General features: G+C 66.6%; 11 protein-coding genes. 9 read left to right on the top strand and 2 right to left on the bottom strand.

Translation table 11 applies throughout. The features are described 5' to 3' along the window. Window positions 1-17 precede the first annotated feature (17 nt). On the bottom strand, window positions 18-1,484 hold the full coding sequence (locus tag A9J21_RS24790) for an amidase (RefSeq protein ID WP_066740276.1): 1,467 nt from the start codon (window positions 1,482-1,484) through the stop codon (window positions 18-20). Between the two features lie 132 nt (window positions 1,485-1,616). Here A9J21_RS24790 and A9J21_RS24785 point away from each other — a divergent pair, with 132 nt between their 5' ends. The 8 genes from A9J21_RS24785 to A9J21_RS24750 all read left to right on the top strand — a co-directional run bounded on the left by A9J21_RS24785 (window position 1,617) and on the right by A9J21_RS24750 (window position 8,473). Further along, window positions 1,617-2,516, top strand: a complete 900-nt coding sequence (locus A9J21_RS24785) for a LysR family transcriptional regulator (RefSeq protein ID WP_066740272.1) — start codon at window positions 1,617-1,619, stop codon at window positions 2,514-2,516. Between the two features lie 163 nt (window positions 2,517-2,679). Then, a complete protein-coding gene (locus A9J21_RS24780; protein ID WP_066740270.1) occupies window positions 2,680-3,327 on the top strand; it encodes a BON domain-containing protein in 648 nt (215 codons plus the stop codon). 407 nt (window positions 3,328-3,734) lie between these two features. After that, window positions 3,735-5,072 carry a short-chain fatty acid transporter gene (locus A9J21_RS24775; protein ID WP_066740268.1) on the top strand — a complete coding sequence of 446 codons (1,338 nt, stop codon included), beginning with the start codon at window positions 3,735-3,737 and terminating at the stop codon, window positions 5,070-5,072. 42 nt (window positions 5,073-5,114) lie between these two features. Next, the gene (locus tag A9J21_RS24770) at window positions 5,115-5,411 is read left to right on the top strand and encodes a YciI family protein (RefSeq protein WP_066740266.1); all 297 of its coding nucleotides are present in this window, start codon (window positions 5,115-5,117) and stop codon (window positions 5,409-5,411) included. 21 nt (window positions 5,412-5,432) lie between these two features. Next, window positions 5,433-6,491, top strand: coding sequence for a cyclase family protein (locus A9J21_RS24765; protein WP_066740265.1), 1,059 nt, complete (start codon window positions 5,433-5,435; stop codon window positions 6,489-6,491). 33 nt (window positions 6,492-6,524) lie between these two features. Next, on the top strand, window positions 6,525-6,809 hold the full coding sequence (gene catC / locus A9J21_RS24760) for a muconolactone Delta-isomerase (RefSeq protein ID WP_066740264.1): 285 nt from the start codon (window positions 6,525-6,527) through the stop codon (window positions 6,807-6,809). 14 nt (window positions 6,810-6,823) lie between these two features. Continuing rightward, on the top strand, window positions 6,824-7,612 hold the full coding sequence (pcaD, locus tag A9J21_RS24755; protein WP_066740263.1) for a 3-oxoadipate enol-lactonase: 789 nt from the start codon (window positions 6,824-6,826) through the stop codon (window positions 7,610-7,612). Between the two features lie 60 nt (window positions 7,613-7,672). Beyond that, window positions 7,673-8,473: a YdcF family protein gene (locus A9J21_RS24750; protein WP_066740262.1), complete on the top strand. Its 801-nt coding sequence runs from the start codon at window positions 7,673-7,675 to the stop codon at window positions 8,471-8,473. Here A9J21_RS24750 and A9J21_RS24745 read toward each other — a convergent pair whose 3' ends face one another. Then, window positions 8,474-10,069: an FMN-binding glutamate synthase family protein gene (locus A9J21_RS24745; RefSeq protein WP_066740257.1), complete on the bottom strand. Its 1,596-nt coding sequence runs from the start codon at window positions 10,067-10,069 to the stop codon at window positions 8,474-8,476. It lies immediately after the preceding gene. 332 nt (window positions 10,070-10,401) lie between these two features. On the opposite strand from A9J21_RS24745, the gene A9J21_RS24740 reads away from it, so the two are divergent. Beyond that, window positions 10,402-12,402 (top strand): sigma-54-dependent Fis family transcriptional regulator, encoded by a 2,001-nt coding sequence (locus A9J21_RS24740; RefSeq protein WP_066740512.1) that lies wholly within the window; start codon window positions 10,402-10,404, stop codon window positions 12,400-12,402. Window positions 12,403-12,414: the final 12 nt, after the last annotated feature.

The raw sequence follows: 12,414 nt of genomic DNA, 5'->3' as shown, positions 1-12,414 counted from the left end.
GGGCCAGGACCGGCGCATCATTCTAATGCGTTGGCAGCCCCTGCCCATACCGCCGGCCGCCGGTTCGCCCACGGGTGGGCCTGTTCGATCTGTCCGGCCAGGCGCAGCAGCGTGGCTTCCTGCGCAAAGGCGGCGCCGAACTGGATCCCGATCGGCAGGCCGGCATGCGGCCCGGCCGGCGCGGCGGCCATCGGCACGGACATCGCGGGCAGGCCGGCCACGTTGAAGGCCGGGGTGAAGGGCGAGTGCCGGAACACGCGGTCGGTCCACGCCAACCCATCCATCTGACCGGCGCCCACGGCGTAGGTGCCCACCGGTTCGGGCAGGTCCGGCATAGTGGGCGTCATGATGATATCGGCGTTCTCGAACCAGCCGGCCGTGGCGCGCGTGACGGCATTTCGCACGTCCAGCGCCGCGGCGAAGGCCGGGCCGGTAACGCGCTGGCCGTAGCGGTAGGCGGCCAGCGTGGCGGGCTCCAGCGTATCGGCATCCACGCGGCGGCCAGTCTGGGCAGCGATGGCGTCGGTCCAGTTCACCAGCGTGGCACACCAGATTTGCGCATTGGCATGGACAAAGGCTTCCCATGACACGCCCAGGCCCGGTTGCAGCAGATCGACGTGGTGGCCCAGCGCCTCGAGCTTGCGGGCGGCATCGCTGGTGGCGTCCGTCACAACTTGTGACACGGTGCCATGGTTCCAGGGCGCCAGCATCAGCCCGATACGCAGGCGTCCCGGGTCGCGGCCCACTTCGGCCAGGAATGGCTGCGCGGGGGCCGCGGTGTGATACGGCTCGCCCGCTGCGGTGCCATGGATGGCATCGAGCAGCGCGGCGCTGTCGCGCACGGTGCGGCTCAGGCCACCCTGCACGCCGAGCCCGGCGAATACCTCATCGAGCGCGGGGCCGTTCGAGACCCGCCCGCGCGTGGATTTGAGGCCGAACAGGCCTGTAAAGGATGCCGGCACGCGGATCGACCCCGCCGCATCGGTGGCGTGCGCCATCGGCACGATGCCGGCCGCCACGGCTGCGGCAGCGCCGCCGCTCGATCCGCCCGCGCTGCGCTGCGTGTCCCACGGATTGCGGGTCTGGCCCTGCTGGACCGATTCGGTGGCCGTGCTGAACGCCATTTCGGGCGTTGTCGTGCGGCCCAGCGTCACCAGCCCGGCGGCGCGCAGCCGCTGCATCAGGGTCGAATCGGCCCGTGCCACCAGCCTGGCCGCAATCCGCGACCCCAGTTCCAGCCGCTTGCCGGCCATGGCAATCGCCAGGTCCTTGATCAGGAACGGTACGCCCGCAAAGGGGCCATCGGGCGAAGCGTGCCCGGCATCGGCCAAGGGCCAGTGCTCGACCACCGCGCCGATGGCAGGGTTGACGGCGACGATGGCCTGGCGCGCCAGTTCGGCCAGTTCCCGAGGCGTGACTTCCTTGCGGGCGACCAGGGCGGCAAGGCCCAGCGCGTCATGGCCGACGTATTCGTTCAGTTTCATGTTTGCTCCGGTATGCAGTGGGAATGCGCTCATCGTACGGATGGCCCGGGCTGCTGATTAGCCGTCCGAGATGGGCATCATTGGCCCATTGGTGGGACAATCGGCGCACTTTCGATTCTGGAGTGAACCGCCATGGCTGCGGATCTCAACGACACACTGATCTTTGTACGCGTGGTGCAGGCGGGCAGCTTCACGGCTGGTGCACGGCTGCTGAAGATGCCGAAGACCACCGTCAGCCGCCGCGTGATGGCACTGGAGGCGCAACTGGGCGCCCAACTGCTGCATCGGACCACGCGCCGGCTCGGGCTGACCGAGGCGGGCGGGCTGTACTACGCGCATGCACGCGATCTGGTACGCCAGATCGACGACGCCGAAGCGGCTGTCCAGCAGTTGCAGGCCGGCCCGCGTGGCTGGCTGCGTGTCACGCTGCCGTATTCGTTCGGCGCGGCGTGGATTGCGCCGCTGCTGGCCGATTTCCGCACGGCCTGCCCCGACGTCAGGCTCGAAATCCTGGCGTCGCACGTGCCGCTGGATCTGGTGGCCGATGACATCGACGTCGCGCTGCGCCTGGGCGTATTGCCCGATTCCGACCTGTTGGCGCGCCGGCTTGGCAGCTTTGCCACGGGCGTTTATGCCAGCCCTGCCTATCTGAAGCGCGCGGGCACGCCGGCGCACCCATCCGAACTCGAAGGCCATGCCACGCTGACGCTGCACCAGGCGCGCCGCGAGCGAGGCTATGCGTGGCCGCTGCGCAAGGAAGGGGGGCGAACCCAGTACTTCAGCGTGGATCCGGTCATCGTCGCCAGCGATCCGGCGTTGCTGCACGATGCGCTGTGCGCCGGGCAGGGGATTTCACTGGCGATGCACCGGAGCATGGCCGCCGACGTCAAGGCCGGCCGGCTGCGGCGCGTGCTACCCGACTGGACCGGCCCGGCGCAGGACTTCAACGCGGTATTCCCGCGCGGTGCCGTGGCATCGCCCAAGGTGCGTGCCTTTGTGGATTTCCTGCGCGCAAGGCTGGATACGGACTGAGGCACCGTGCGGTAAATCTTCCATCGCGGGGGGCAGGTCTACACGGGTGGCCCTCGCGTATCCCCAATATGGCGGGATTTCAGCGGTAGTTCCGGCCCATTCGCAGCGGTACAGAACTTGCGTGGATTCCGAAGATTGCGGCAGACGCGCTAAGGAGACCCAGATGACACAGAAGACGCAGCAGAAAAACCCCTGGTTCCGCCCCGGTGTGCCCGGTGAAGGCAGCGACTGGGCCGTGCACGACCAGACCGAGGATTTCGGTGGACCGGATTCGTATCCGCGGCCATGGGCACGAGGGCCGCGCCCCGACGCAAGCGCCTACGAAACATCGCATGTCGACCCGGCCGCCTATGGCATTGCCGACGACGACGGCCTGCGCACGGCGCCCGGCCGCGCCCGCTGGCACCGCGCAGCCGACGTGAACTGGCAGGACCGGCACGAGGACGGCGCGCTGCGCCATCGGGCCGGGGCAGGGGGGCGCGTCGCCGGTGTGCCACGCGAGGCAGAGCGCGGGTACGGTGACGGCCATGGCGGAGGGTACGGCGGAGGCTATGGCGAGCCGGTTCATCGATCCGAGCCAGTCTGGCCCAAGGGCTACGTCCGCTCGGACGCGCGCATTCGCGACGATGTCTGCATGCGCCTGGCCCACGACGGCCATGTCGATCTGCGCGAAGTAGAGGTCGATGTTGCCGACGGTGTGGTCACCCTGCGAGGCGCGGCCCACGACCGCAGTGACAAGCATCGCATCGAGGACATTGCCGACCATGTCATGGGCGTGAAGGACGTCCACAACGAACTGCGCATTCGTTGATACGAAGGATCGGCGAATCGGTTGATCGATCCTCCACGGCGGTTGATGTCGAGGGCCCGGCCGCGCCCCGGGCCTTCCTGGCTGGCGAATCGGGCCCTGATACCCGCATTTCGGGCCGCGCGTTCTGTGCGGATACCGGTCACCAGCCTTTCTGGCCTGAAAGGTTGATGCTGCAGCGCAAAATCCCCATTTCCCCCTGAATCAGACCAGACTTCCTGCCATTCGGCCGGGGTCATGTTGCGCTGCGCTGCAACATCGAATTGTTGTGCCCTGCAGAATGAATCAGGCAATTCATTGCCTTGACTTTGCGTGATCCAAAGTCTTACGCTCCCGGCCATGTACAAAAGACGTTCGCATATAGAACGCTGGTTCGATATGCGGTCATTTCGACTCTCAGGAGACAAGCCTTGAACAAGGTTGCCGGGTTCTTTACCGAACTGATGCGCCGGTACTTGCCGGACCCCTTCGTATTTGCCATCGGCCTGACGCTGCTCAGCATGGTGATGGCGATGGTGGTGGAGGGGCAGGGCGCCAACGCCATCATCATGAACTGGGGCAAGGGTTTCTGGAACCTGCTCTCGTTCACCACGCAGATGGCCGTGATCCTGGCCATGGGCTATGTGCTGGCTACCGCCCCGCTGGTCGACCGCTTCCTGAACAGCATCGTGGCGCGCGTGGCAACGCCGCGTGGCGCCATCATTGTGGCGACGCTGGTTGGCGGCATCGGCAGCTACCTGAACTGGGGCTTCGGTCTGGTGATCGGCGGCATCATCGCCCGCAAGCTGGCCGTGAAGGTCAAGGGCGTGCACTACCCCCTGATCATTGCCTCGGCCTACAGCGGCTTCACGATGTACGGCCTGGGCCTGTCCGCCAGCATCCCGGTGCTGATCTCCACGCCGGGACACCCGATGGAAAAGCTGATGGGCGTGATCGCGCTCAAGGACACCATCTTCTCGGTGCCGATGCTCCTGACCAGCCTGGCCGTGATCGTCACGCTGCCGCTGCTCAACGCGATGCTGCATCCGCGTGACGCCAAGGACGTGGCCGAGATCAAGGAAGAACCGGAGACGAAGGAATCTGCGGCCGGCGGCCACAGCATGGGCATCGAGAACACGCTGGCCGCGCGCATGAACAACAGCCGCCTGCTGAGCCTGCTGATCGGCCTGTGCGGCCTGGCCTATGCGGCGCTGTACTTCGTGCAGGGCGGCACGCTGGACCTGAACCTGATCAACTTCCTGATCCTGTTTATCGGCGTGCTGCTGCTGGGCACCCCGGCCAACTACGTCGCCAAGCTGAACGAAGGCATCAAGACGATTTCAGGCATCATCCTGCAGTATCCGTTCTACGCAGGCATCATGGCGGTGATGGCGGGCTCGGGGCTGGTGGATACCATCTCGCGCGTGTTCGTCGATATCGCCACGCCGCAGACCCTGCCGTTCTGGGGCCTGGTCAGCAGCTTCGTCATCAACTTCTTTGCCCCGTCGGGTGGCGGCCACTGGGTGATCCAGGGTCCGTTCATGATCGATGCGGCCAAGGCCATCGGCAGCTCGGTGGCACAGACGTCGATGTCGGTGATGCTGGGCAACGCGTGGAACGACCTGGTGCAGCCGTTCTGGATCCTGCCGGCGCTGGCGCTCTCGAAGCTCAAGCTCAAGGACGTGATGGGCTACACCGTGATCATGATGTTCTGGGTCGGCGCGATCTACATCGTGGCGCTGCTGGCCTGGGGCATGGCCACCCACTGAAGTCATTGCGCAGTACAACGCAGTACAAACAGGAGACCTCGCATGCCGTACCTGATCGAAACCTTCGACAAGCCCAACCACCAGCACGTGCGCCAGGCCAACCGGCCCACGCACCTGGACTACCTGGAAGCCAACAAGCAACTGCTGCTGGCTTGTGGCGCGAAGCTCAATGACGACGGCAGCGATGGCGGCGGCGGGATCTACATCCTCGACGTCGACACGCGCGAGGCGGCCCAGGCCTTTATCGAGGCCGACCCGTTCCACCAGGCGGACCTGTTTGCCGAAGTCAAGATCGTGCGCTGGCGCAAGGCGTACCTGGATGGCGTCCGCCATATCTGAGCAGATATCCGAGCAGTCCACATGAAACGATGGAAGCAACGGCCCGAAGGTGCCAACTGGGGCGACTTCGGCGATGACGACCAGCTTGGCCGCCTGAACCTGATCACCCCGGCCTGCGTGCGGGCCGCCGCCCAGGAAATCCGCACCGGCCGCACGTTCTGCCTGTCGCTGCCGCTGGACCTGCCCGGCGGCAACGTGCTGAACCCGCGGCGGCATCCGCCGGTGCTGCGTCCCACGTTCCGCGACGACGTGGCCTACGTCAACTTTCCGCTGGCGAAGGTCGACCCGCGCGCGCTGGACGTGCTCAGCGACGACCAGGTGCTGCTGTCGATGCAGTACTCCACCCAATGGGATTCGCTGGCGCACGTGGGCGCGCTGTTCGATGCCGACGGCGACGGCGTGGCCGAGCGGGTCTACTACAACGGGTTCCGGCCCAATACCGATATCGTCGGCCCGGTGGACTACGCCGAAGCCGACCATTTCGCGGCGCACGCCTGCGGTCACGACCACAGCCACGCCGAAGCGCTTGGCATCGAAACGTTTGCCGCCCATGGCATCCAGGCGCGCGGCGTGCTGGTCGACCTGGCCCATCATTACGGCCGCGAATGCCGCACGGTGGGCTACGATGACCTGATGCGCGTGATCGACGCCGACCGCGTCGAAGTGGGCAGCGGCGACATCCTGGTGCTGCGCACCGGGTTTGCCGAGATGCTGGTCGAGATGGCCGGCCAGCCCGACGCCGACCTGCTGCACCGTAGCTGCTGCGCGCTCGACGGGCGCGACGACCGCCTGCTGCAGTGGATCACCGACTCCGGCATTGCCGCGATTGCCGCCGACAACTATGCGGTGGAGCGCTATCCGGCGCGGCCGGTACCCGACAGCGCCGGCCCGGTGCCGATGCTGCCGCTGCATCACCATTGCCTGTTCAAGCTGGGTTTGCCCCTGGGCGAACTGTGGCTCCTGCGCGACCTGGCCGCCTGTCTGCGTGCCGAAGGCCGCCATCGTTTTTTCCTGTCGGCGCCGCCGCTGCGGCTGCCCGGCGCCATGGGCTCGCCAGTGACGCCCGTTGCCACTGTCTGATCCTGTCACCCCGTTCAATCCAAAGGAGCCACCATGCTGTTCATGGTCGAAATGACTGTCCGTATCCCCCATTCGCTCGATCCGCAGGTGGCGGACAAGATCAAGGCTGAAGAGAAGGCGTACTCGCAGCAACTGCAGCGCGACGGCAAGTGGCGCCATCTGTGGCGCGTGGCTGGCCAATACGCCAACGTGAGCATCTTCGACGTCAAGGATGCCGACGAGCTGCACACGATGCTGACGGCGCTGCCGCTGTATCCGTACATGGAAATGAAGGTCACCGCGCTGGCGCAGCACGGTTCGGCCATCGCCCAGAACTGAGCGGGAGCCCGATCATGCCGTTCGCCGAACTGTCCGCGCCGTCCGATGTGAAGATCCATTACCAGCTGGATGGCGATGCCAGTCTGCCGGTGCTGGTGCTGTCCAACTCGCTGGGTACGAACTTCGACATGTGGCAGCCGCAGGTGGCTGCACTGACGAAGCACTTCCGGGTGCTGCGCTACGACACGCGTGGCCATGGCCAGTCGGCCGTGACCGAGGGCCCGTACCGCATTGCCCAGCTGGGCGGCGACGTGATCGCGCTGCTCGATCACCTGGGCCTGCAGCGCGTGCATTTCTGCGGCCTGTCGATGGGCGGCATCACGGGCATGTGGCTGGCGCTGAACCACGCTGACCGCCTGCAGAAGCTGGTGCTCTGCAATACGGCCGCCTATATCGGCCCGCCCGAGAACTGGACCAATCGCGCTGCCGCCGTGGAGCGCGATGGCGTGGCATCGATTGCCGCCGCCGTGGTCGACAAATGGCTGACGCCCGATTTCGCGGCTCAGCAGCCGGAACTGGTGCAGCAGCTGCGCGCCATGCTGGGCGCCACCGATGCGCGTGGCTACGCCGCCAATTGCCTGGCCGTGCGCGATTCGGACCTGCGTGCCGAAATCGGCCGTATTACGACGCCCACGCTGGTTATCGCCGGTTCGGGCGATATCCCGACGCCGCCCGCCGATGGCCGCTACCTGGCCGAGACCATCCCCGGCGCGCAGTACGTCGAACTGTACGCCGCGCACCTTTCCAACCTGCAGCAGGTGGATGGGTTCACCGAGGCAGTGGTCAAGTTTCTTGCCGGCTGACAATCGAGGGGCCGCCATTCGGATGTAGCATCGCCGCCTGGTAAAGATTGCGGGATCAGGATGGCGAACAAATCGAAGGGTTGGCGTATCGCAATGGCGTTGCCGGGCAGCTTGCTGCTTGGCGATGCCCTGATGCTGGCGATACGCGGCGTGATGAACTTTGGCGTGGTCGTGCCGGGCGTGCTCGGACTGGCCGCGCTTGCCCTGGCGGCACGCTGGGACACCGTCGCGCGCTGGCGCCGTACGCATCCCGGCGTGGCCTGGCTGTGGTGCGCCGGCTGGGCGTTGCTGATCGTCTGGCTGATCAGCGTTGCCATCTTCTTCCGCTTTCTGAGTCAGGGCGCACACGCGCCCATCACGCCCGAAGCGGCCACGCAGCCGCCGGCGGCCATTCTGGTGCTGGGGTCCGGATCCCCCAATTGCGAAGTCTCGCCCACGCTGAAAGCTCGCCTCGACGTGGGGCTTGCGCTGGCTCGCCAGTGGCCGGCGGCGCCGGTCGTGGTGAGCGGTGGACGTGATTTCGGGGGGCTCGATTGCACCGAAGCCGGGCTGATGGCTGACTACCTGACCAGCCAGGGCCTGCCGCCGCAGCGCGTTCTGCGCGAGGACCGCAGCACCAGCACCGACGAGAACATGCGGTTCTCGCGCCGGGTGCTGGAACAGCATGGCATCGGCGCGGACGCGGCACTGGTCATGGTCACCAGCGACTTCCACCTGCCGCGCGCCGGGCGCATCGCGCGCAAGGCCGGATTCGGCGCCGTGTCGGGTGTGGCCGCGCCCACGCCGCTCTACGTGCGCTACAACGCCTGGCTGCGCGAGTACTTCGCCTATATCAGCGGATGGATGCTCGGCGAGTACTGATCAGCCCGGCATGCCGAAATGGTCCGCGCGGGCCATCGGCCAGTATTTCTCCCACAGGCTGAAGCGCAGGTTGCCGTTGACCAGATCGCCCGGCTGGAGGAAATCGAACAGCTCGGACATCGGCTTGACCTCGCTGGGGGACAGGCGCCGCACGATATGGTGCGGCGTCAGTTCGGCAGGCGAATGCAGCCCGGCGGCCTGCAGCAGCTCCTGCAGCGCATGCACGGTATGACGATGGAAGTTGGCCACGCGCTCGGCCTTGTCCGGCACCACGATGGCGCGCTGGCGCACCGGGTCCTGCGTGGCGACGCCCACCGGGCAACGGTCGGTATGGCATTTCTGCGCCTGCACGCAACCCAGCGCGAACATGAAGCCCCGGGCGGCATTGCACCAGTCGGCGCCCATCGCCAGCGTGCGCGCGATATCGAAGGCACTGATCAGCTTGCCGCTGGCGCCCACGCGGATCTTGTCGCGCAGGTTGGCGCCGACCAGCGTGTTGTGTACCAGCAGCAGCCCTTCCTGCAGCGGCACGCCGATATGGTCGACAAATTCCAGCGGTGCCGCACCGGTGCCGCCTTCGGCGCCATCGACCACGATAAAGTCCGGCAGGATGCCCGATTCCAGCATCGCCTTGACCACGCCAAAGAAATCCCACGGATGACCAATGCACAGCTTGAAGCCGGTGGGCTTGCCGCCTGACAGGTTGCGTAGCCGATCGACGAATTGGAGCAGCTCCAGCGGCGTGGAGAATTCGCTATGGGCGGCGGGCGACACGCAATCGATACCCATCGGCACCCCGCGCGTGGCCGCGATTTCCGGCGTGATTTTCGCCGCCGGCAGCACCCCGCCATGGCCCGGCTTGGCGCCTTGCGACAGCTTGACCTCGATCATCTTCACTTGCGGGTCCGCCGCCTGTTTGGCGAACAGGTCGGGATCGAAACCGCCATCGGGGCGGCGGCAGCCGAAGTAGCCCGAGCCGAGTTCCCAGATCAGGTCGCCGCCTTCGGCGCGGTGATAGGGCGAGATCGAACCCTCGCCGGTGTCGTGCGCGAACCCGCCGATTTTCGCGCCACGATTGAGCGCGCGGATGGCATTGGCCGACAGCGCGCCGAAGCTCATGGCCGACACGTTGAAGACCGAGATGTCGTAGGGCTGGGCGCGGTCGGCACCCACCGTCATGCGGAAATCGGCCGATGCGATCCTTGTCGGAGCCAGCGAATGGCTGATCCATTCGTAGCCAGGGCGCTTGACGTCGGATTCCGTGCCGAACGGGCGGCTGTCCACCTCGTTCTTGGCGCGCTGGTACACCAGACTGCGCTGGGCGCGCGAGAAGGGCGCCTCGGACGTGTCGTCCTCGATGAAGTATTGGCGGATCTCCGGCCGGATGAACTCCAGGAAGAAGCGCGCGTGGCCCCAGATCGGATAGTTACGCAGGATGGCGTGGCGCCGCTGGAGCAGGTCGTGGACACCCACCAGGCATAGCGCCAGCGGCAGCACCACCCACCACCACGACACGGCACGCGTGGCCGCCAGCGCGGTCAGGACGATCAGGCCGCAGGCCGACAGGGCCACGGCGCCATAACGACGCTCGAACATATAAGGGACTCTTTCGGTTTATGGGCAACCCCAGATGATGGCGCGTACGGGGAGGCAAGTGAAGTATCGGCACTGGAAACGCTGTTTTGATGATCGGACAACAAAATGCCATTAACTGCCAGCCAGGGGCCAAAACAGCAGGCCAGGGCCCTGGCAGTTGGCGTTGTCGCCACTCCGGTCGCCTGGCCTTGGCAGGCAGGTCTGCATTTAAAAATGCGATTAACCGCCAAGACGCGCTGCCATAGGCATTGCGCGGCGCTTTGCTGCAGCGCCGCGTTTGCGCCAGCAAGGCGGTGGGATACAGTACCCCGCAGACCGATAAGGAGACAGCGATGGATCTGCGGCAGCGCGAGCACATCGAGACCGTGGTGCATGCCACCACCTGGCTGCCCCTGCCTGCCGAATCCGCCACGCCGATCGGGCACGACGCCATGATCCAGAATTCGTGGCGGCGTTGCGTCCATCAATACGGCCTGGACCCATCGCGCATGCAGGAGGCGCGGATCGTGGAACAGTCCTGCCTGCGCGAGCACCAGCAGCGCATCGACGACTTTGCGCGCATCGCCCGGCACGGCCTGGAATCGCTGTATGGCCACGTGGCCGGTCTTGGATACGTCGTCCTGCTGACCGATGCCCAGGGCGTGACTGTCGACTATATCGGCGATGCCAACACCGACGCCGCATTGCGCCATGCCGGCCTGTACCTGGGATCGGAATGGAGCGAGGCCGGGGCGGGCACCTGTGCCGTCGGCACGGCCCTGGTCACGGGCGAGGCGCTGACCGTGCATCAGGCCGACCATTTCGATGCCACGCATATCCCGCTGACCTGTACCGCCGCGCCGCTGTTCGATACGCAGGGCCGGCTCAACGCGATCCTGGACATCTCCGCGCTGACGTCGCCCGACGCCAAGGCCAGCCAGGGCCTGGCCCTGCAGATGGTGCGCATCTACGCGGCCCATATCGAAAACGCCAATTTCCTGCGCGTCCACCATCGGGACTGGATCCTGAAGCTGAATGTGGCGCCCGAGTTCGTCGACGTCAGCCCCGAATACCTGCTGGCGCTGGATGAAGGCGGCCGCATCGTCGGCTGCAACAACCGCGCGCGGCGGATGCTGGAGGGCGAAATCCCGGGCACGCCTGTGCTGGGGCAGTCGTTCGAGGCACTGTTCGACGCCCGGATCAACGATCTGGGGCGCTTTGTGTATTCCCGGCCCAGCGAACAGCGGCTGGTGGCCCTGCACCGTAGCGGCGGCCTGCTGTACCTGAGCGTGATGCCGCCAGCGCTGCGCTGGCAGTCCCGTACCCAGGCCCAGCCCGCAGCGCCGCTGCCGGCCGCGCTGGCGGCGTTGAGCGGTGGCGACGCCGCCATGCAGCAGCAGCTGCTGCGCGCGGCAAGGCTGGTGGATGCGCGCATCCATCTGCTGATCCACGGCGAAACCGGCAGCGGCAAGGAGTACTTTGCCAAGGCGCTGCACCAGGCCAGCGGCCGGCGCGCGCAGCCTTTCGTGGCGTTCAACTGCGCGGCAATTCCCGAGACGCTGATCGAAAGCGAACTGTTCGGGCACCTGCCCAACAGCTTCTCCGGGGCCGGGGCGCGCGGCAAGCGCGGCCTGATCCAGGAGGCCGATGGCGGCACGCTGTTTCTGGACGAGATCGGCGACATGCCGCGCGACCTGCAGTCGCGGCTGCTGCGCGTGCTGGCCGAGGGCGAGGTGCTGCCCATCGGCGCCACGCGGCCGGTGCCGGTCAATGTGCGCGTGATTTCGGCCACCCATCACCGGCTGGACAAGCTTGTGGAGGCCGGGCAGTTCCGCGAGGACCTCTACTACCGCCTGAACGGGGCGCGCTTCGAACTGCCCCCGCTGCGCGAGCGGCAGGACCTGGACTGGCTGATCGACAAGATGCTGGCCGATGGCGATGGTGGTCAGCGCAGCGTGACGCTGGCCGACACGGCCCGCCAACGGCTGCATGCCCACCGCTGGCCGGGCAACCTGCGCGAACTGCGCAACGTCATCGAATACGCTTGCGCGATCTGTCATGGTGGCGTGGTGACGCCTGACGACCTGCCCGACGGTCTTGGCGCCGGCGCCACCGCGGCGCGGGCCCTTGCTGCGGCCCAGGTCGGGCCGGACGCCGCTGCCGATGCCGATGCCGGCAACTGGCCCCAGGCGCTATCTCCCGATGCCATGCTGCTGATGCAGTACCTGCGCGCATCGGGCTGGAACCTGAGCGCCGTGGCGAGGCAGATCGGAATCAGCCGCATGACCCTGTACCGGCGCATGGAGCGGTATGGCATCGCGTCGCCCAACCGGCGCGATGGCGGCGAGCCGTGACGACTGTCCACC

This window comes from Cupriavidus sp. D384 (genome assembly GCF_001652915.1).
Taxonomy (GTDB): Bacteria; Pseudomonadota; Gammaproteobacteria; order Burkholderiales; family Burkholderiaceae; genus Cupriavidus.
The sequence above is the reverse complement of the archived record's forward strand: the minus strand, read 5'-3'. Positions and strand labels throughout refer to the sequence as shown.

Coding starts and splice junctions, on each gene's coding strand:
- A9J21_RS24790 (WP_066740276.1), bottom strand. CDS start 1,484: ATGAAACTGAACGAATACGTCGGCCATGACGCGCTGGGCCTTGCCGCC.
- A9J21_RS24785 (WP_066740272.1), top strand. CDS start 1,617: ATGGCTGCGGATCTCAACGACACACTGATCTTTGTACGCGTGGTGCAG.
- A9J21_RS24780 (WP_066740270.1), top strand. CDS start 2,680: ATGACACAGAAGACGCAGCAGAAAAACCCCTGGTTCCGCCCCGGTGTG.
- A9J21_RS24770 (WP_066740266.1), top strand. CDS start 5,115: ATGCCGTACCTGATCGAAACCTTCGACAAGCCCAACCACCAGCACGTG.
- A9J21_RS24765 (WP_066740265.1), top strand. CDS start 5,433: ATGAAACGATGGAAGCAACGGCCCGAAGGTGCCAACTGGGGCGACTTC.
- catC (WP_066740264.1), top strand. CDS start 6,525: ATGCTGTTCATGGTCGAAATGACTGTCCGTATCCCCCATTCGCTCGAT.
- pcaD (WP_066740263.1), top strand. CDS start 6,824: ATGCCGTTCGCCGAACTGTCCGCGCCGTCCGATGTGAAGATCCATTAC.
- A9J21_RS24750 (WP_066740262.1), top strand. CDS start 7,673: ATGGCGAACAAATCGAAGGGTTGGCGTATCGCAATGGCGTTGCCGGGC.
- A9J21_RS24745 (WP_066740257.1), bottom strand. CDS start 10,069: ATGTTCGAGCGTCGTTATGGCGCCGTGGCCCTGTCGGCCTGCGGCCTG.
- A9J21_RS24740 (WP_066740512.1), top strand. CDS start 10,402: ATGGATCTGCGGCAGCGCGAGCACATCGAGACCGTGGTGCATGCCACC.